17 protein-coding genes, 1 riboswitch and 1 other annotated feature (1 of these 19 running past the window's edge) are annotated in these 20,886 nt (G+C 38.3%); of the genes, 5 read left to right on the forward strand and 12 right to left on the reverse strand.

Features of this window, described 5'->3' with window-relative positions:
• Positions 1-60: a binding site (T-box leader), on the reverse strand; it reaches 152 nt to the left of the window's first position.
• Between the two features lie 525 nt (positions 61-585).
• The 4 genes from dhaK to ACQKN2_RS09200 form a co-directional block, all read right to left on the reverse strand.
• The gene (gene dhaK, locus ACQKN2_RS09185) at positions 586-2,337 is read right to left on the reverse strand and encodes a dihydroxyacetone kinase subunit DhaK (RefSeq protein WP_427414700.1); all 1,752 of its coding nucleotides are present in this window, start codon (positions 2,335-2,337) and stop codon (positions 586-588) included.
• 547 nt (positions 2,338-2,884) lie between these two features.
• Entirely contained in the window at positions 2,885-4,609 is a 1,725-nt protein-coding gene (locus tag ACQKN2_RS09190; RefSeq protein ID WP_427414701.1) for a SulP family inorganic anion transporter, read from the reverse strand.
• Between the two features lie 64 nt (positions 4,610-4,673).
• A complete protein-coding gene (locus ACQKN2_RS09195; RefSeq protein ID WP_427414702.1) occupies positions 4,674-5,021 on the reverse strand; it encodes an ArsR/SmtB family transcription factor in 348 nt (115 codons plus the stop codon).
• 172 nt (positions 5,022-5,193) lie between these two features.
• Positions 5,194-6,372, reverse strand: a complete 1,179-nt coding sequence (locus tag ACQKN2_RS09200) for an MDR family MFS transporter (RefSeq protein WP_427414703.1) — start codon at positions 6,370-6,372, stop codon at positions 5,194-5,196.
• A gap of 270 nt (positions 6,373-6,642) precedes the next feature.
• Here ACQKN2_RS09200 and ACQKN2_RS09205 point away from each other — a divergent pair, with 270 nt between their 5' ends.
• Both ACQKN2_RS09205 and ACQKN2_RS09210 read left to right on the forward strand, forming a co-directional pair.
• Entirely contained in the window at positions 6,643-7,599 is a 957-nt protein-coding gene (locus ACQKN2_RS09205) for a TIGR01212 family radical SAM protein (RefSeq protein WP_427414704.1), read from the forward strand.
• Complete coding sequence (locus ACQKN2_RS09210; protein ID WP_427414705.1) at positions 7,596-8,198, forward strand: class I SAM-dependent methyltransferase; 603 nt, start codon at positions 7,596-7,598, stop codon at positions 8,196-8,198. Before ACQKN2_RS09205 ends, ACQKN2_RS09210 begins: the two co-directional genes overlap by 4 nt.
• 323 nt (positions 8,199-8,521) lie before the next feature.
• Here ACQKN2_RS09210 and ACQKN2_RS09215 read toward each other — a convergent pair whose 3' ends face one another.
• Positions 8,522-10,030, reverse strand: coding sequence for an alanine/glycine:cation symporter family protein (locus ACQKN2_RS09215; RefSeq protein WP_427414706.1), 1,509 nt, complete (start codon positions 10,028-10,030; stop codon positions 8,522-8,524).
• Between the two features lie 127 nt (positions 10,031-10,157).
• The gene (locus ACQKN2_RS09220) at positions 10,158-10,964 is read right to left on the reverse strand and encodes an alpha/beta hydrolase (protein ID WP_427414707.1); all 807 of its coding nucleotides are present in this window, start codon (positions 10,962-10,964) and stop codon (positions 10,158-10,160) included.
• A 126-nt stretch (positions 10,965-11,090) separates the two neighbouring features.
• Between ACQKN2_RS09220 and ACQKN2_RS09225 the strand changes: the two genes are divergently transcribed.
• Positions 11,091-11,612 (forward strand): gamma carbonic anhydrase family protein, encoded by a 522-nt coding sequence (locus ACQKN2_RS09225; RefSeq protein ID WP_323651328.1) that lies wholly within the window; start codon positions 11,091-11,093, stop codon positions 11,610-11,612.
• Between the two features lie 181 nt (positions 11,613-11,793).
• Here ACQKN2_RS09225 and metK read toward each other — a convergent pair whose 3' ends face one another.
• Entirely contained in the window at positions 11,794-12,990 is a 1,197-nt protein-coding gene (metK, locus tag ACQKN2_RS09230) for a methionine adenosyltransferase (protein ID WP_427414708.1), read from the reverse strand.
• A 332-nt stretch (positions 12,991-13,322) separates the two neighbouring features.
• Positions 13,323-13,441, reverse strand: a riboswitch (SAM riboswitch).
• A 52-nt stretch (positions 13,442-13,493) separates the two neighbouring features.
• Positions 13,494-13,688, reverse strand: coding sequence for a hypothetical protein (locus tag ACQKN2_RS09235; RefSeq protein ID WP_427414709.1), 195 nt, complete (start codon positions 13,686-13,688; stop codon positions 13,494-13,496).
• A 572-nt stretch (positions 13,689-14,260) separates the two neighbouring features.
• On the opposite strand from ACQKN2_RS09235, the gene pckA reads away from it, so the two are divergent.
• A complete protein-coding gene (pckA, locus tag ACQKN2_RS09240; RefSeq protein ID WP_427414710.1) occupies positions 14,261-15,847 on the forward strand; it encodes a phosphoenolpyruvate carboxykinase (ATP) in 1,587 nt (528 codons plus the stop codon).
• Positions 15,848-16,743: 896 nt separating this feature from the next.
• Positions 16,744-17,700 carry an alpha/beta hydrolase gene (locus ACQKN2_RS09245; RefSeq protein ID WP_427414711.1) on the forward strand — a complete coding sequence of 319 codons (957 nt, stop codon included), beginning with the start codon at positions 16,744-16,746 and terminating at the stop codon, positions 17,698-17,700.
• Between the two features lie 137 nt (positions 17,701-17,837).
• Here ACQKN2_RS09245 and ACQKN2_RS09250 read toward each other — a convergent pair whose 3' ends face one another.
• From ACQKN2_RS09250 to ACQKN2_RS09265, 4 genes are all read right to left on the reverse strand, one after another.
• Positions 17,838-18,791 carry an MBL fold metallo-hydrolase gene (locus tag ACQKN2_RS09250; RefSeq protein ID WP_427414729.1) on the reverse strand — a complete coding sequence of 318 codons (954 nt, stop codon included), beginning with the start codon at positions 18,789-18,791 and terminating at the stop codon, positions 17,838-17,840.
• Positions 18,792-19,000: 209 nt separating this feature from the next.
• Positions 19,001-19,777 (reverse strand): alpha/beta hydrolase family protein, encoded by a 777-nt coding sequence (locus ACQKN2_RS09255; RefSeq protein ID WP_427414730.1) that lies wholly within the window; start codon positions 19,775-19,777, stop codon positions 19,001-19,003.
• Positions 19,761-20,225: an NUDIX domain-containing protein gene (locus ACQKN2_RS09260; protein ID WP_427414712.1), complete on the reverse strand. Its 465-nt coding sequence runs from the start codon at positions 20,223-20,225 to the stop codon at positions 19,761-19,763. The genes ACQKN2_RS09255 and ACQKN2_RS09260 overlap by 17 nt, the downstream gene beginning before the upstream one ends.
• 33 nt (positions 20,226-20,258) lie before the next feature.
• Complete coding sequence (locus ACQKN2_RS09265; protein WP_427414713.1) at positions 20,259-20,819, reverse strand: helix-turn-helix domain-containing protein; 561 nt, start codon at positions 20,817-20,819, stop codon at positions 20,259-20,261.
• Positions 20,820-20,886 lie beyond the last annotated feature (67 nt).

A 20,886-nucleotide genomic window follows, 5' to 3' on the forward strand; every position in this document is an offset into this window, starting at 1 on the left:
ACCAACCGCTAGCTCTCTAAAAAGAAACACAAATTTACTATTCCTCATCATTGTCTTACATGTATTGCATTTATTCTAATGGAAAGTACTGAAAAGCACAAGACTTAGTTTACATACTACCCATTTTTGAACAATTAAATACCTATGAAGGTAGCAATATCCGAAATAAGTTGTGTCCATAGGGCTCGCTTCGCATGACCTTTAGATAAATCTCTTAGAATCCAAACAATAGCGGAATAAGAAAAGCGCGCAAAAAGAGCATCACCATAACGTGTGGTTGATTTCCGTTCCAGCTGGGCGCTTTGTTGCTGACGCTTCGCTTTCGCGCAGAGCAGAGCTTCCTAGGGGCGTCAGGCCAACACGATGTTGGTCACGAAGGCGTTATCACAGGATGTGATGCTTTTAGCCTTCGTTCCCCTAATCACTATTCCCCAAGGAGTCACCCACCCTCCACTCCAATCAACTTATATACAAAGCATACGTCTTAACAAATGTCACCCACAACTTTTGATGATGAGCCAGACTTTATCTCTTTCGTATTTTCTTTTATGCGTCTACACAACATCCCGAAATACCAAACGGTCATTATTTTAAACTAAGTGAAAGCTCCGTAAAGATAACTCCTAGCGCATAAGCACCGGCATCCGGATAACCTAGGCTTCTTTCACCAACTGTTCCAGCGCGACCCATTCGAGCAACGATTTCTTTTGTATATTCTGCTCCTTTAACAGCAGCCTCTGCACCTTTCTCAAAAGCTGTTTTAAAATCCACACCAGTTGCGGCGCTTTCTGACCAGGAATTTACACAAGGTACAAGCGCATCTACAAGCGTTTTATCGCCTACCTCTGCCCCTCTTCCGAAAGAGCGCTCACCGACAGACTGTATACCTTTCAGCGTAGCTTGTAACATTTCCGCAAATTCTCTGACTGTTAATTCCATTTTCCCCTCTACTGCTTTACCAGCAGCTCGGAAAGCCCCGCCCCAAATTGGACCAGAAGCTCCTCCGCAATGTTCCATAATTATCATAGAACAAGCATCAAGGAAAGTCCCTATATCTAAATGTTCCTGATTTAGAATCGAGCTCCATCCTCGTTTTAATTCCTTAAATCCTTTAGAAACACTCATTCCGAAATCGCCGTCCCCTGCGTGGGTATCCAATTCGCAGAAAGGCACTTCGTTCTTGATAATAATCTCGCTCATTTTATCTATAAGATAAATCATATTATTTAATGTGATTACCCCATTCTTGATGATAGCGTGTTCTTCCTCTGTTTCCGTCTCAAAGAAAACTTGTTTCTCTTCTACGTAATCATTAATATCTACGTATTCTACACTTTCAACTGGACCATCTACCTTAAATGCAGGTGTATTACATTTTTTCGATAGTAGTGTTTTCAGTTCATCATCTAGTTTCATTACTGTTAGAGAGATTCCTGCCATATCAATACTCGTCATGTAATTGCCGACAAACGTTCTATTGATTCGTATATTTCTTTTGCTAAACTCTCTAGTAACTGCATTATTAAACAGATAAAGTTCTTGAAGAGGTGTACCGCCAAATCCATTTACTAGAACAGCAATTTCTGCATCTTCATCTAGTTCTAAATCTTTCATAAGGTCATTTGTCATACGTAAAGCTAATTCATCTGCAGCCATCATTTTTTCCCGTTTTCTGCCTGGCTCCCCGTGAATACCGACGCCATATTCCATCTCATCTTCACCCAATTTGAAAGTAGGTGATCCACTAGCCGGAACTGTACAGGAAGTTAGTGCTAGACCAATTGTTCGAACATTTGCCGCTGCTTTTTCCGCTACAGCTTTGACCTGCATCAAATCCATACCTTCTTCTGCGGCCGCTCCAGCAATTTTATGTACTAACACAACTCCCGCAACGCCGCGGCGTCCTACTGTATAAAGGCTATCTTCTACTGCAATATCATCATCTACGCGGACGTACTCTACTTGAATGCCATCCTCCGTAGCTAAGTTAGCGCCATTTTTAAAATTCATAATATCTCCGCTGTAATTTTTAATAATGAGCAGTGTACCTTTTTTGCTGGTTGTTGCTTTAATTGCTTGATATACCTGTATTTGTGAAGGAGAGGCAAACACGTCACCGCATACCGCAGCATCCAGCATCCCTTTTCCTACTAAACCCGCATGTGCCGGTTCATGTCCACTACCGCCACCGCTAATTAACGTTACCTTATTTTCATTCATTTCTTTTTTCTTAATTACTTTATATTTTTTTAACAACTCCAGTTCCGGATGAGCCATAACTATCCCATTGCACATTTCCATAACGAGTGTTTCAGGTTGATTCATAATTTTTTTCATCTTTTAATCCTCCCCTGTAAGTTTTGTCACATTCTTCACTGCCTATTCGTATCCATACTTCTATAAGTATTCATAGGAGTTTCCTGCTATGATACATACCCTTCGAAATATATTTGAAAACGCTTTCTATTTACTATGTAAAGTGAAAGCTCTTGTGCCAAAATAATGATTTGTCTAAAGATACTAACTTCATTTATGTATTAAAAGTTGCAGGGATAGTTATCTAACCTGTCAGGCAGTTCAACTCCCACCTAATTTATTCGCTTTCACTGAATTTTGAGGTGGGAGTCTTGTACCTGTCGCTTTGTTTTCTGTATAGCTAAATTACTGCCAGTTATTGCGGGATAAAGTGAAACTTTAATCGGTGGGGTGTTTTCTGCGCCCCACCGATTATTAGTCTTCACCAATCGGGCAATTAGGGGCAGTTATTTTTATTTACTGCCCCTTATTGCGGGATAAAGTGAAACTTTAATCGGTGGGGTGTGTTTCTGCACCCCACCGATTATTAGTCTTCACCAATCGGGCAATTAGGGGCAGTTATTTTTATTTACTGCCCCTTATTGCGGGATAACTCCTGACATTCACGGAAAGCAAAATGCTTACAGCCTATACATTTATTTGTGTCTAAATAACTTAAAGCTTTATTAATCGCTTCTCCTGTATGCACATAGAAATTATCTTCACCAATTTCATCATATAAGCCATTGTGCTGTAGTACCATCTTCAATTCATCTTGTACGCCTGTAACTAAAATAGTGCCACCCTGTTCTTTAAAATTCCGGATGACATTACCAAAATATGACTCACCTGTTGAGTCCATAAAGGGTACTTTACTCATGCGTAGGATCAAAACTTTTTGTTGATGCTGAATGGAGCTTACAATTGACTGCTCAAAAGTTTGGGCTGCTCCAAAGAAAAGTGGGCCTTCAATTGTATAAATACTAATTTGTGGACAGTCTCGTTTTTGATGAACAACATGTGATTGTACCTTTCCACCCTCTTTCGAATGATCCGGTAATACCTTTGTTACTACAAGCTTTTCGCTCATACGCTTTGCAAATAATACGACTGCTAACACGAGCCCAACCTCCACAGCTAATGTTAAGCTTGTAAAAACAGTAAGAAGAAACGTAATGATTAAAACGAGGGTATCTCCTGATTTTAATTTAACGATATGCGCAAAATGCTTTTGCTCACTCATATTCCAAGCCACAACCATTAAAACTGGCGCCATACTTGCTAATGGAATATGTGACGCAAAGGGAGCTAGTAATAATAAAGTGACTAATACAAATACACCATGGATAACACCTGATATCGGTGATACTGCACCTGTTTTAATATTTGTTGCAGTACGTGCAATAGCACCTGTTGCAGGGATCCCTCCAAAGAAAGGAGTGACGATATTAGCAATTCCTTGACCAACAAGTTCTCGATTACTATTATGTTTTGTATTTGTCATTCCATCTGCTACAACCGCAGATAGAAGTGATTCAATTCCACCTAGCATGGCAATCACAAAGGCTGGTCCAATAAGTAGCTGAATTCGCTCAAAAGTGATATCTGGAATTGCAAAATGCGGTAATGTATTTGGAATTTGACCATAGGCTGTTGCTATTGTGGCAACTTGACCAGAAAAAAAGAACGTTGCAATTAGTGTAGAAACAACAATGCCTGCTAATGCCCCTGGAACTTTGGGTAAAACTTTCGGTGTTATTAAAATAACGATAAGACTAATAATCGCGGTTAAAATACTATAAAAGTTTGTCGTACCAATATTCATAACAATTTCTTTTACATTGTCAGTAAAATACTCATGTCTTTTAATATTGGTCAAACCTAGGAAATTGGCAATTTGACCTGTAAAAATAATAACCGCAATTCCTGCTGTAAAACCTATCGTCACGGGACGAGGAATAAATTTTATTAATGAGCCAAGTTTAAACATCCCCATTAAACACAAAATAATCCCGGCCATTAATCCAGCGATAAGTAAGTTTTCATAGCCATACGAAATGACTATCCCTAACAAAATTGGCACAAACGCACCTGTAGGTCCCCCGATTTGAAACTTCGAACCACCAAAAAGAGAAATAAGTATTCCAGCAATAAAAGCTGTATATATTCCATACTCAGGTTTAACACCTGACGCAATGGCAAAGGACATTGCCAGTGGTATTGCTACAATACCGACAATAGTCCCTGAGATTAAATCTTTCTTCAAATGATGAACAGAATATCCTTCATATCGCCCTGTAAACAGCGCCTTCATCTATAAATCTTCCCTTCAAAATAATAAGCAAGGTAAATGTTTCATAAGAACCTAGTTTACAAATTTACATATCCTCTTCATTATTTTCGTTAATAGTCATTTCTTCTAATCTTGTAATTGTATTTATTAAGTGATTGTTGAAAATTTCTTTAGCGACGCCAAGTAACTCTCCAATCATCGGATCACTTAAAGAATAGTAAACTTTTTTCCCCTCTTTCGTTCCATACACAATATTTTTGCCTCGCAATACACTTAATTGCTGAGAAACAGCTGAGCCCTCTTTTTCTAAGCAGCTTTGAATTTCATTGACATTTTTCTTACCATCTACTAGTAATTCCAACATTCTAATTCGTAATGGATGTGCTAAAGCTTTAAAAAAATCTGCCTTAAACTGCTGCAAGCTCTCTTCCACATAAATCCCTCCACGGAACTTCATTTTCATATATTCAAATGTTTGAATATGTATGATTGATTGTACGCTACTATAGGCTAACTTTCAATATCAAACATTAAAAAACGAACAAAAAATGTGTTTCCCACACAGTTTTTGCTCGTTTTGAAAATATTTTTGTTAAATTTATCTATTAATCTGTCACTGTTTTATGCTTTCGTAAAGGATAATCATAGATAAGGCATGGAATAATCGCAAACAATACTATAATTACTAAGATTAATACGAGTACAATCATGCCAAACTGATCCACCATAATACCACCAAATAGAGGTCCAATCATACGACCAGTTGTTGCTGCACTATTAATAATCCCTTGATAAAAGCCCTGACGCCCTTTAGGCGCAAGTTGATTGGCGATAGTAGGTAAAGCAGGCGTATAAAACATTTCACCAAAAGTTAGCACTACCATTGCTACTCCAAACATTTTAAAATCACTTGCAAATGCAATGATGCCAAAGGATATTGCGATAAGGGTAACGCCAAATACTAATTGACGCTTCAATTTATTTTCCCAACGTTTCACTAGCGGCGCAATTAGCGGTTGCCCCAAAACGATAAGTAGGCCATTAATTGTCCAAAGTAAACTGTATTGTTTCAATCCTAATCCTAGATCTTGTGTATAGGAAGAAATAGTCGCACTCCATTGTGAATAAGCTAGCCAGCATAGCACAGAGGATGCACTTATAATTAATAACGCATAAAACGGTGCTTTATTAATTATTCGTTTACTTTCACTCACGACATTTTTCGGTGCAATGCTTCCCTCTTCTAATCGTTTAAACGTAAAAAATGCTATAAAAAAGAACAAAATATACATGGCTAAGTTGACCTTGAAGACGTAGTCAAATTGGTAATCCGCAACAACGCCGGCAAGCGCAGGACCAATTGCCACTCCTACATTTTGAGCTAAATAAATTGCATTAAAGGCTTTGCGTCCGCCCTCAGGCCAAGCAGTTCCAGCTAGCGCAAACATTCCTGGGAATACAATACCCCCACTAAAGCCAAGCACCGTTAAAATCCACACATAATGTGGCCAGCCATGCCAAATCGTTAAAGCTATTAATGAGGCAATCGTCAAAAGAATGCCAATCATTGTTGATTTATAGCCACCTATTCTATCAAATAAATAACCACCTAAGAGATTTCCTATAACGCCGGCAGCAGAGTTCAACATCAACACAAAGCCAGCCATCGCAAGTGACTTCCCTAAATAATCATGCATATATATGGTGGTTAAAGGCCATAAAAATGAGTTGCCCGTCGTGTTCACAAGCATTCCAATAATTAAAAACCAAACACTTTTCGGCATAGAATGACCTCCGTTATTTCGCTACTCTAAATAGTTAGTTTATGTTGAAACATACAAAAGCACAAGAAAAATAATTTTACTCTTTTTACATATGCTTTAGAATATTTTTTGTGTAGTTTTTTTGGTCCTCTTCATAATTTACTCCGGTCGAGATACTTTTCGCTTGCCTTCTCTCATCATTCGCTCAGCACATTCACATATTATTAAATTCTTCCCTCATGACGGAAACACCAGCACGTGATAAAATATAGTGTTAGAGGAGTGAAATAAATGACAGAAACAAACTTTCCTTTTCCTTCAGATGGAAAAAGGTATTATACATGGAATCGCTATTTACGTGAGCAATTTGGTCATAAAGTTTTTAAAGTAGCACTAGACGCAGGCTTTGACTGCCCAAATCGTGATGGTACAGTTGCTTTTGGCGGTTGTACATTCTGTAGTGCAGCAGGTTCAGGTGATTTTGCGGGCAACAAAGTTGATCCTATCGAGGTGCAATTTGCTGAAATACGTGACAAAATGCATCAAAAATGGAAGGATGGCAAATACATGGCTTACTTCCAAGCGTACACAAATACACATGCACCGCTACCAGTATTAAAAGAAAAATTTGAAGCTGCCTTAGCCCAAGAAGGTGTTGTTGGATTATCCATCGCAACGCGCCCAGATTGTCTGCCAGATGATGTAGTTGAATATTTAGCTGAATTAAATGAACGTACCTATTTATGGATTGAATTAGGACTTCAAACTGTGCATGAAAAAACAGCAAATCTTATCAACCGTGCCCACGATTATGCAACATATGTGGAAGGTGTTGAAAAGCTTCGAAAGCATGGTATTCGTGTATGCTCGCACATTATTAATGGTCTTCCTCTTGAAGACAATGACATGATGATGGAAACTGCTCGTGAAGTCGCAAAGCTTGATGTACAAGGTATTAAAATTCATTTACTGCATCTTTTAAAAGGGACACCAATGGTTAAGCAATACGAAAAAGGAATGTTAGAATTTTTAGATCAAGACGTATATACAAAGCTTGTAGCCGATCAACTTGAAATTCTACCACCAGATATGGTTATTCACCGTATCACAGGGGATGGACCAATTGATTTAATGATTGGACCAATGTGGAGTGTAAATAAATGGGAAGTATTAAATGGCATTGATGCTGAGCTCGAACGTCGCGGCAGCTGGCAAGGGAAATTTTATAAAGCCGAGGATTCCAAATGAAGCTACAACGTGTTATACAATATGCCCAGCAGCTAATAAAAGATACCGTTGAAGAGGGCGACACTGTAGTGGATGCCACAGCTGGAAATGGCCACGACACATTGTTTCTAGCACAGCTTGTCGGCGATGAAGGTCAAGTGTACGCCTTTGATGTTCAAAAGAGCGCTGTTGATGCCACTCTCCATCGCCTTTTAGATAATGGCTTAGAGCATCGTGCACTTGTTTTACATAGAGGGCACGAAGAAGTAGTCAACTATGTACACAAGCCAGTAGCTGTTGCAATTTTTAATCTTGGTTATTTACCTGGTAGTAATCACGACATCATTACACAGCCGAATACTACGATACAAGCAATTGATGATTTGCTAAAGATGCTAAAAATCGGTGGTCTTATTGTCCTTGTCATTTATCATGGTCATCCGGGTGGGAAGGAAGAACGAGATGCTGTGATAGAATATGTCAGTCAACTTCCCCAAAAATATGTACATGTATTAAAATACGAGTTTTTAAATCAACAAAATGATCCACCTTTTGTGATTGCTTTAGAAAAAATGAAAGATTATTCGTTATCTAATCCATATCTGCCCGAAATAAGATAAGTATTTCGGGCCTTTTTTTGAGGCTCATCACCATAACGTGGAGTTGATTTCCGTTCCGACTGGGCGCTTTCCTGGGGGCGTCCGATGAGCCGCTTCACTCGCGTTGCTCGCTCCAGGGTCTCGGGCCAACACGATGTTGGTCACGAAGGCGTTATCACAGGATGTGATGGTTTTAGCCTTCGTTCCTCTATTGCTAATCCCCAAGGAGTCGCCCAGTCTCCACTCCAATCAACTTATTCAGAACCACTAAGATTTTATTTTATAAAAAATAAAAAGCTACCTAATAGAATCTTTCATTCTATTAGATAGCTTTCCTCTATTATCTATTTATTTTTACGTTTTTCATTATAATCAACCCAGAAATCTGCACCTTTAATTCCTAGTTTACGAGGATCAAAAACAGGATCTTTTCCTTCTTTTTTCTGTTTCTCATAGTCCTTTAATGCGACTATAGCAGGCTTCATAATAATTAAAATCGCTATAACGTTTATCCAAACCATCAGGCCCAGTCCAACATCCCCCATAGCCCAAGCAAGGTCAGAAGTACGAATAGTACCGTAGAACGCAGAAATTAAAATAGCAAATTTAGCCAACCATATGACGACTTTTTCTGTAGTTCCTGAGAATAAATAAGCGACATTTGTTTCGGCAATGTAGTAGTATGCCATAATTGTCGTAAAAGCAAAGAAGAATAATGCAATTGCTACGAATGGTCCACCAAAACCTGGTAGTGAAGAGTCAACCGCATATTGTGTATATGCTGCACCTTCTTTAATACTTTTCGCAAATGTTATTTGCTCTTCTCCAGCTAATCCGCCTTTATTGAAATCACCAACATAAACATATGAATCAGCGCCGTCTGTAGCTTTTTCATCATGTACATTATACATACCAGTAAATAAAATCATAAATGCTGTAGCTGAACAAATTAATAGAGTATCAATATACACAGAAGCTGCTTGAACGATACCTTGTTTAGCAGGGTGTGATACTTCTGCTGCCGCTGCCGGATGCGCACCTGTACCTTGACCGGCTTCATTTGAATAAATTCCACGTTTAACACCCCATGCAATAGCAGAGCCAATAACACCGCCAAAGATTTCATGCGCACCAAATGCGCTAGAAAAAATTAATGAAAATACAGCTGGTACTTCTTTAATATTCATCGCAATAATGACGATGGCCATCAGAATATAGGCTAATGCCATAAACGGTACAATAATCTGTGCAGCATTGGCAATCCATTTAATACCACCAATAATAATAGTACCTAATAATACAACAATAATAAGTCCTGTAATCCAAGTCTTAACATCGAAAGCGTTTTCAACAGCTGTCGCAATTGCATTCGATTGAACACCCGGCATCAAGATTAACATAGCAGCTAATGCGGCAACAGCAAAAATAACCGCAAACCACTTTTGCCCCATTCCTTTTTCTATGTAAAAAGCTGGACCACCACGATATTCTGTATCTTTCTCTTCTTTATAAATTTGAGCCAACGTCGACTCAACGTAAGCAGTTGCTGCACCGATAAAGGCGATTGCCCACATCCAAAACACAGCACCAGGTCCCCCCATCCCGATTGCTGTAGCTGTACCGGCAATATTACCTGTACCTACTCGACCAGATAATGCAATAGACATTGCTTGGAAAGATGAAATCCCCTTTTCCGATTTTTCGCCTTTAAACATTAATACAAACATATCTTTAATATGTCTGACTTGTAGGAACCTCGTAATGATTGAAAAGAAGAGCCCAATTAGCAAAATACCATAAATAAACCACGGTCCCCATAAGATTTCATTAATTTTCCCAACGATTGTTTCCATTTTACCCCTCCAATTTGAAAAAATGTAACTTCAAGACATTATAGTATTACATTTTTCAGAAAATTACAACATTATATTCAAGTAACAAAAAGTTAGTAATTTTCTAGTTAATCGGAGAGGTCATTCACTACTTAATTATATAGCCAATGTTTCGAAGGGCATTATTAATAAAATCACGTATATAGACAAAAATCTCGTCTCGCTCTACTTCATGAAATAGATTATGATAACAGTTTACCCATTCTTTAAATTGAAACTCAGTAAAGTCCTGCTGATGAAGCCAATTACGAGCTTGTTTAGTTTCAGTAATATTATCTTTTCCAGCTGTCATAACTAACATAGGCATGTTTGGGAATTCAGCCGTAGGCAATAACACTAAATTGCGCATCATTTGCTGTAACTCTCGATACCATTTCACTGAAACAACTGACGAAAAAGGAACCTCATCCTTCATCTCATCTCTACCTTCTAAACTGCGCGTTAGTAATTCTAAAGTAATTTCATGGGTCAGCTTCACATTTGCAGTCAGGGCACTTAAACTAGTTAAAGCATTTGATAGTTTGCCTGGCAATAGCTTTAAATGAAGCCAAGGTGAGGTTAAAATAATTCCTGCGCATTCATATTTTCGTTTTTGCATGGTATGTAGTAATAGTGTCGCACCAAGCCCATGTCCTATTAAAAAGACAGGTAAATTATACGAAAATGCATTCTCGATTAAATGCCTTGTATATTTGTTGTATTCTTTAAAATCTTCATCGTGAACACTCGAATACCCTTTATTTACTCCATGATTAGGTAAATCCCCCATGACTATGTGGAAGCCTTCCAATCTTAATTTTTCTATAAGCCATGCATACCAGCGGTGATTTTCATATGCACCATGAAGAATAGCAACCACAGCCTTTGCTTGTCCATCAGCTTCCCATTTCCACATTTCACATAGTCCTCCTAAAAAAATAATTACACAATGATTATAACGGAATATCTAATTTAATATTTCCATCAAGTTGCGTATTTGTTACGATAATATTACATCATAGAAAGAAAAGAGGCGATTCTCATGATCTATCCATTTAAAGGTAAAACACCCAATATTGATCCATCTGTATTTATTGCCGATTATGCAACCGTAACTGGTGACGTTACAATAGGTGCTGAAACAACAATTTGGTTTAACACCGTTATTCGAGGGGATGTATCACCGACAGTTATCGGAAAAAGAGTTAGTATTCAAGACCTCTGTTGCTTACATCAAAGCCCTAAATATCCACTAATTATTGAAGATGAGGTAACAGTCGGACATCAAGTAACTTTACATAGCTGTACAATCCGAAAAAAAGCCTTAATTGGTATGGGCTCTATCGTATTAGACGGAGCGGAGATTGGAGAGGGTGCATTCATTGGTGCGGGTAGCCTTGTACCTCCAGGCAAAGTCATTCCTCCAAATAGCTTAGCATTGGGGCGTCCCGCAAAAGTTGTAAGAGAATTAAACGATGAAGATAAAGAAGATATGGAACGCATCATACGTGAATATGTAGAAAAAGGTCAATACTATAAATCTCTTCAACCAAAAAATAAATAGTTATTTCAACTAAATCAAAGCAGCTCCACGTTTGCTTGGACAACCGAGCCATACACGATTATGATAAGGAGCTTATTTTTTTCGTTAAAAACAACGAAAGGGGCCTTAACATGTTGAGCCCCTTTCTGTAATAGTATCTTAAAATATTTTTTCAGCTACTTTATTACTTTAGCTGAATAGTTTATAAACCTGCTTTTTCTTGTAATGCGTCAGCTTTGTCTGTTTGTTCCCAAGGTACATTTAAGTCTGTACGACCGAAGTGACCATATGCTGCAGTTTGCTTATAAATTGGGCGACGTAGGTCAAGCATTTTAATAATCCCCGCTGGGCGTAGGTCAAATAGCTCACGTACCCATTTTACAATTTCACTTTCCGTAACTTTTCCTGTCCCGAATGTATCAACAGCAATAGATACGGGTTGAGCAACACCAATCGCATAAGCTAGTTGTACTTCAGCGCGATCTGCTAAACCAGCTGCTACGATATTTTTCGCCACATAGCGTGCTGCATATGCCGCTGAACGGTCTACCTTAGTTGCATCCTTACCAGAGAAAGCACCTCCACCATGACGTGCATAGCCACCGTATGTATCAACGATGATTTTACGTCCAGTTAGACCAGCGTCTCCTTTTGGACCACCAATTACGAATCGGCCAGTTGGGTTGATGAAATATTTAGTCTCGGCATCTAATAATTCACTTGGAACAACTGGGGCAATAACGAATTCTTTTAAGTCTGCTTGAATTTGCTCAAGTGTAGCTTCTTCGTCATGCTGTGTAGAAATGACAATCGTATCAACACGCACTGGTACATTGTTTTCATCATACTCAATTGTTACTTGTGTTTTTCCGTCTGGACGTAAATATGCTAGTTCACCAGATTTGCGTACTTCCGTTAAACGACGAGCCAATTTATGCGCTAAACTAATTGGTAATGGCATAAGCTCTGGTGTTTCGTTACATGCATAACCGAACATTAAACCTTGGTCACCTGCGCCAATTGCTTCAATGTCAGCGTCTGTCATAGAGCCTTCACGCGCCTCTAATGCTTGGTCAACACCTTGAGCAATATCAGGTGATTGCTCACCAATAGCAACAAGTACTGCTAAGTTTTCAGCATCAAAGCCATATTTCCCACGTGTATAACCGATTTCTGCTACAGTATCACGAACGATACCTTTAATGTCTACATAAGTAGAAGTAGTAATTTCTCCTGCTACTAATACTAAGCCAGTAGTTACTGTTGTTTCACACGCTACACGTGCGTTTGGATCTTCTGTTAAAATAGCATCTAAAATGGCATCCGAGATTTGATCACAAATTTTGTCTGGATGTCCTTCTGTTACACTCTCTGATGTAAACAATCGACGGTTTGTCATTTGGTTTTCCTCCTATTACTTTTACAAATAATATTTGTGAATTAATACGGTACTCATTACCCATGTCAAGCCCGCTCCTATAGATTGAACTCTAAAGCCGTTGTTGTAGCTGTTGCTGTCGTTTCACTTTCGCACAAAAAACAACTGTTGCTGTCGTTTCACTTTCGCACAAAAAACAACTACTGCTTTTAACACGAGGTTTTCGAAAGATCCGTCATTATAATAAGGAAAGGACTATATACTTACCTTTACATTCGTTTTTAACAATAAAAAAATCCTTTTCTCACGCTTACTTAACATGAGGAAAGGAATAATGACTTCGTAACCTTTCACTCTTATCGTTCAAGGGGTTTCCCCTTGCATCAGATTGGCACCAGCGCATGTCGTGAAATAGTTCATGCAGGTTGCCGGGTTTCATAGGGCCTGACCCTCCACCAGCTCGGGATAAGAGTATCCGTTCAATATCTCATAATACGTAAAAGGTCGAACGTTGTCAAATATTTTTAACTTCTTTCAGCGAGTGCCCAAACACCCGCTAAAATAGAGGAACTCAGTCTAAGAACGCCACGCCCTGTGGCATTACCGAAATGACCGACATCGTGTCGGCCCTCGTGTTGTTGTTGTTGTTGTTGCTGTCGCTTCGCTTTCGCACAGATAAAACCGTGTTGCTGTCGCTTAGCTTTCGCACAAAAAAACATCCGCAGGCTTAAGAACAAAGCCGATTCCGGATCCAACTATGCCGAGGCACAATTGATTGTATTCATATAAGATATTATGGAATTATAATGAAACTTATTTGGATTATGCTGTAAATTTAAACAAAATAATCCCTACTCTCCACCTCACATCATGTGTTAACATATGTGTATCCCTTTACAGCACATTTTGTAGCGAAAGCAAAGCGTCAGCTACAGAACATGTGGTGGATGAATATGATTGTAGCCCCTATTCAATCGAAGACAAGCTCCAACGAATAAAAAACAAGCTAAAACTTCACATCCTGTGCGAACCTCATGTTAGCCAAAAGCTTCTAAACACAATTTTGCTGTGTCGAAAGTGATTGTCTGATCACTTATTATAAATAGGGTAAAAAGCATTATTAAAACGAATTAATTTACTTTTTGTCGTTTTCTTGAAAAGTAATAAAATCTGAAAAATAATTTCTTAATTAGTATAGATTATTAAACCAATTGTGTTATACTATTTTTGAAATTAAGAAAATCTCCCTCAGACTCAAGGGAATACTATAAAAAAGGATGGTATTTAATCGATGAATTCAGTAGAAATTGCAAACGAACTGAAGGAATTATTAAGCGGCAGTAACATTAATGTTCAACTTTCAGTACCACAATTAGCTGAAAAAGCTACTTCTCGTGGTGAAGCTATGTTAACAGTAGATGGCGCAGTTCGTGCAGAAACTGGCAAATACACTGGTCGTTCACCTAAAGATAAATATACGGTAGAAGAAGAGAGCACAAAAGATAAAATTGACTGGGGAAAAGTTAACCGACCAATTTCTTCTGAAGTGTTCGATAACTTATATGTAAAAGTAGTAAAATATTTAAAAGAACGTGACGAATTATTCGTATTCAAAGGCTTTGCTGGTGCTGACAAAGATTCTCAATTAAGCATCCAAGTAATCAATGAATATGCTTGGCACAATCTGTTCGCTCATCAATTATTTATCCGTCCAACTAAAGAAGAATTAGCTTCTCATGTTGCTGACTTCACAGTTATCTCAGCTCCTAATTTTAAAGCAGACCCTGCCGTTGATGGCACTGCTTCTGAAACATTCATCATTGTATCACTTGAAAAGAAAATTATCCTAATCGGTGGTACTGAATACGCTGGTGAAATCAAAAAGTCTATTTTCGGTATTATGAACTACTTATTACCACAACAAGGCATCCTTTCAATGCACTGCTCATCTAACGTTGGTGAAGCTGGTGATGTTGCATTATTCTTCGGTTTATCTGGTACTGGTAAAACTACTTTATCAGCGGATCCTGACCGTAAACTTATCGGTGACGATGAACACGGTTGGTCTGATAACGGTGTATTCAACATTGAGGGCGGTTGCTACGCAAAAACAATTAACCTTTCTGCTGAAAACGAACCAGAAATCTACAACGCAATCCGCTTCGGTTCTGTTTTAGAAAACGTAGCTGTTGATCCAGAAACTCGAGTTTGTGACTATGATGACGGTTCATTAACAGAAAATACACGTGTAGCTTACCCAATTCAATACATTGAAAATATTGTTGATCCATCTGTTGCAGGTCACCCAAAAACAATCATCTTCTTAACAGCTGATGCATTTGGTGTATTACCTCCAATCAGTAAATTAACAAAAGAGCAAGCAATGTACCACTTCCTAAGCGGTTTCACATCTAAACTTGCTGGTACAGAACGTGGTGTAACAGAGCCAGAACCAGTATTCTCAACTTGCTTCGGTTCTCCATTCCTTCCACTTCCAGCAACAGTTTATGCTGAAATGTTAGGTCAAAAAATTGACGAGCATGGTGCACAAGTATTCTTAGTGAACACTGGTTGGACTGGTGGCGAATATGGTACTGGTAGCCGTATGAAGCTTTCTTACACTCGTACAATGGTGCGCGCTGCAATTGATGGTAAATTAACTGATGTTGAAACAATTCAAGATTCAGTATTCGGTTTAAACATTCCAACTGCTATTGAGGGTGTACCAACTGAAGTGCTTAATCCTCGTGATGCATGGGCAGACAAAGCTGCTTATGATAAAAAAGCTACTGAACTTGCTGGTTTATTCAACGAAAACTTCAAGAAATTCTCAAATGTTTCTGAAGCTATCACTAAACTTGGTGGTCCATTAAAATAATTTACTAAGCAAAGGGAACGATTTCAGTCGTTCCCTTTTTTGTTGTTGAAGGACTATTATACTTTGGCAAAACGAGGGGTTGATTTCCGTTCCTACTGGGCGCTTTCCTGGGGGCGTCCGATGAGCCGCTTCACTCGCGTTGCTCGCTCCAGGGTCTCATCTGTGACGCTAATCCCCAAGGAGTCGCCCAGTCTCCACTCCAATCAACCACTTCACTTTGCATATATTTTCTTACACGTTTCTTCAATTAAATAAATGTTTTCTGTGCGAAAGCGAAGAGTTAGCCACAGATGTTTTTTGTGCTAAAGCAGAGTGTCAGCAACAACAGATGTACAATCTCTTTCTATGTTATAAGTCTATTCCGATCGATTATAGTGAGTAGCATAACTTTCACCTTTAACATTAATTTATATTTATAAAAGTTTTACGTTGTTGCTGATTGGAGTGGAAGGCTACTCGACTCCCGTGGGAAAGCGAGACAGGCGAGACCCTGCACGGAGCGAATGTTTTCCGTGCGAAAGCGTAGTGCTAACGCAGCGACAGCAACGCAGCGGAGGAAGCGGCTCGACGCTCGCCCACAGGAAGCTCTGCTCTGGGCGAAAGCGAAGCGTCAGCGACAAATGTTTTATCTGTGCGAAAGCGTAGCGACAGCAATTGTTTTATCTGTGCGAAAGCGTAGCGACAGCAACAACAAAGCGAGTAGCCTAGAACGGAAATCACCCACCTTTAAAATGCCACAACAATCACAAAGATTTACTTAACTATTTTTTTTCATCACTATAAAAGGAAACGATTCAAGTCGTTCCCTTTTTTATTTTCCCCTATTTTCAAAAAGTTCACTTTTCATATTGGTAACTTTGTGTATAATTCATAATAGTAGTTTTAGGGGGAAATATATGAAAAGAAAGTATAAAGTGATTATTATCATTATCAGTCTTCTATTAGTATTGTTTGTTGGAGCTGGATTTTTTGCAGGGAATTATTTTTATAATCTCGCCTTAAATCCTAATACAGATAAATCAGCCGTGCTTGATGCGCCGATCAATTCAATTGCAGTTAATCCTAAGGATGCGAAAGAAAAAGAAGAGAGTGAAAAGTGGTTTAAAGAGACTTATCAGGATTCTTATGTACAGTCTTTTGATGATTTGAAATTACATGCCTATACGCTTAAAAATACAAACGAAACAAATAAATGGGCAATTGTTTTCCATGGCTATTCATCTGATGGCTCACAAATGTCAAAGTATGCTAAGCATTTTTACGATGCCGGCTACAATGTTCTCATACCAGATGCAAGAGCTCATGGAAAAAGTGAGGGTGACTATATTGGGATGGGCTGGCATGATCGACTTGATGTAGTCTCTTGGATTAATAATGTGACCAATTCTGATAAAAACGCTGAAATTATTTTGTATGGTATTTCTATGGGAGGTGCTACAGTGATGATGGCCTCAGGAGAGGATCTACCTAACAATGTTAAGGCTATTATTGAGGATTGCGGTTATTCCTCAGTTTGGGATGAATTCTCCTACCAATTGCAAGAAATCTTTCATTTACCGGCATTTCCTATTATGCACTTCTCTTCTATTGTTACGAAAGTAAGAGCTGACTATACGCTTGGTGAAGCTAATACAGTCGAGCAAGTTGCTAAATCGAAAACGCCGATGCTATTCATTCATGGAAGTAATGATACATTTGTTCCGTCATATATGCTAAATGAAGTATATGAGGCTGCCAATGTACCGAAGGAGAAAATGATAGTTGAAGGTGCTGGACATGGCGGTGCAGAAAGCATTGCTGGTGATTCTTACTGGAAAACTATTAATAACTTTTTAGCAAAATACGTCGAGTAAGTATCCTTTTTTCAAACGTTCAGGTGCCTGTTAAATAGCACCTGAACGTTTTTTGGGGTCAACCCGAGCAATTCTTTAGTCTACCTGAGCACTTTTGCAAGAGGTAATCAAAATTAGAGTTAATTCTCTAAATATTATCAGAAATAAATACTTTGAAAACCTTGAAGTATTTGTAAATCAATGTTATCCGTTTTTGTCCTTTGAATTATAAAATCTAATCCTTTTTTTGTGTTATCTGCAAATTTAGGCAATGCCTCAAGAGTATCTGTTAAAGGTTTGTTGAAGTCGTCCCAATGTATTGGAATAATGAGTTTCGGATGTACTTTTTGAACAGTTTGCTCATAATACATGTTTTGAAAATCTTGATCCTGAGCACCTAATACTCCTATTCCTAAAAATAACACATCAGCTCGAATACCATCTAATGCCCCTTCTATATAGTTAGCACTTGGTTTTACAAAGAATGTTTTATGATGATGCGTAATCAAGAAATCGTATGAAGAATCTTCATGATAATCTAGGGCTTTTGCTGGTTGTTTAAGTGGCTCTTTTATTTTTTCTCCTTCGTCAAAGGTTGGTGAATGTTTTGATTGAAGGACAGTAACGGTAAAATCACCAAACTGCATAGCCTTATTTACTTCGTATACAGACATCTGTTTCGTGTTTATACCATTACCAAGTCCTATATTAATTGCTGATTCTGAACCATATACATGTGTACCCGTTTGTTTAGCGATATAAGCTAAATCTAACGCATGATCATAATGTGTATGAGCTATAAACAACCCCTGAAGTTTATTATTATCAATCCCTATTTTATTAAAGACTTTATTTGCAGTATTTGTATCTGTTTTTACATTGCTGAAAGGCAACATTTTCAATAAGGGCGGCCTAGAAATAAAACCGTCAATCATTAATTGTGTGTTGCCATCATCAAATAATAAAGATGATGTTCCTAAAAATGTGACCTTTACCTCACCTTGATTTAATGTTTTTTGCGTTGTATTTGAAGTATAGTATTCCTTGTATTGCTGAATATCTGCTGAAGGTGTTAAAAACTTATAATAAACAAAAGTGGAAGCGATTATCATCAATACTAATCCTACGATAATAATCTTAAGTCTTTTACTTATTTTGTATTTCAAAGAATACTCTCCCCTCTAAACATAAGATATTAATCTAAAAGAATTAAGCACACCTCTCCTTTGGGCCGGAAACATTAACTTCGTGAGTCCAACTGAGTTGGCACATTAGAATCGTTACATCCCTTGAAACTAATAGGAAGACAGACCTGAATATTTTATTGACGTTTCATCCATTCGCAAAGTGCATGTACTGTTTCTCTATTTTTGGCCGGTGGATACTGATGAGCGTAGCGATGATCATACCATGTCTCATATGTTTTATTGGCATCCTTTAAATAAAATTCTAACTGTCTTGCATGTTCAATATCTACATTTTCATCAAGATAGCCATGAATAATAAGGACAGGAGCTGTCAAATGCTCTACCTCAAAAAGTGGTGTTCGAGCATCATAAGCCTCTGGTACACGATTAGGCGTCCCTCCGATAACACGTTTCATCATCCGGCGCATATCTGTTCGCTCCCAATATGTAGCTGTTGCATCAGATACTCCTGCCCATGTCACAACAGATGTAATATCTCTACGTAAGATTGCAGTCCAAAGTGCCATAATACCGCCACGTGAAAAACCATAGACATGAATATGATCATTACAGAACTGTTTTAGCACGTCTACTGCGTATACAGCGTCATAACGATCAGCTCCTGCAAACTCATCTCGACCTTCTCCACCGCGATTGCCACGGTAATATGGGGCAAAAACGATAAAGCCTTGAGCTGCAAACTGAGTGACACGCGAAGGTCTAACCATACCAATGCTTTGCATGCCTCCTCGTAAATATAAAAAGCCATCATATGTACCTTCTGCCTTAGGTTCCGCTAATAATCCCTTCACACGTAGACCCTGTGACATATACGTGATTTCCGTCAAACGAATAGCTGGATTAGGTGAAGGATAAGGACGTTTTTCAACGATCTTACCATTGGTCATAATGTTTCAACTCCTCCAGCATTTTCTTCATTCCTTCATCCTTCATATGAAAACTTAAATTTGGATGATTAATAAATTCTTCATCTGTTAGCCAAGTCATCCCTGAAGTTTCTAAATCAAAATCAACGTCCTCCTGCCCCGCAAACTGTGCAGTAAAGACCGTTTTACAAAATAAAATGTCATCATGAACGGCATATTCAGCAAACCATCTAAGGTTTTTCACATGAACACCAGTCTCTTCGAATACTTCCCTAATCGCTGCCTGCTCCAATGTTTCCCCAGGTTCTTGCTTTCCACCTGGAACCTCTACACCACGGCGTTTATGAATCGTACATAACCACTTATTTTCATGCTTTAATAAAACAAGTACATGCTTAGGCTCAACGTCCAGTTCGCCTCTTATAAAACTTAAATCCACTCGTAAACCATTTAAATCTGTAAATGAGAACATACTCTTCTACTCCTTTTTTATATTGCTAAAGCCTTATTTCATAAACTGAGTTGAATCTATTACTAAAAAATAATGACATTCTTCGGCAGATAAATTAATAAATCTATGTTCTGTATCGGCCTCAAAAAAGAATGAATCCCCCTCGTGTAATTCTTCAATAAAAGTACCGTTGCCTAATTCAACTCGTAAAGCTCCCTGTTTAATAAAAACGAATTCCTTCACCCCTGATTTATGGGCAGGAAATACCCCAGATTCTTTATTTGCAGGGATTATATTCAAAATAAACTCAATCCCTCTAGAAGGGAACGATGGGGATAATAAATGACGCTGGAATCCCGATTTTTCGTCTATATAAACTGGTCGTTCATCTTTTCTTATGACAATAATATCTCTTTTCTCTTGCTGTTCTAATAACGCGGATAGAGTAGTATTTAAAGCCTCAGCAATTTGACAGGCAACTTGTATGGTTGGGTTTTTTTCTTCTCGTTCTATTTGAGATAGCATAGATGCACTTACCTTACTAACTGAGGAAAGGTCCTGCAATGTCATATTCCTTTTCTTTCTAATGATATTTACTTGCTTTCCAAATCCCACTTGCTCACGCTCCTTTTCATTATCCTATTGGATAAATTTTTATTTTGATTCATCACCAAAAGTTTGG

Origin of the sequence: Lysinibacillus sp. NPDC093688 (assembly GCF_050280145.1) — a bacterium.
Lineage (GTDB): Bacteria > Bacillota > Bacilli > Bacillales_A > Planococcaceae > Lysinibacillus > Lysinibacillus xylanilyticus_B.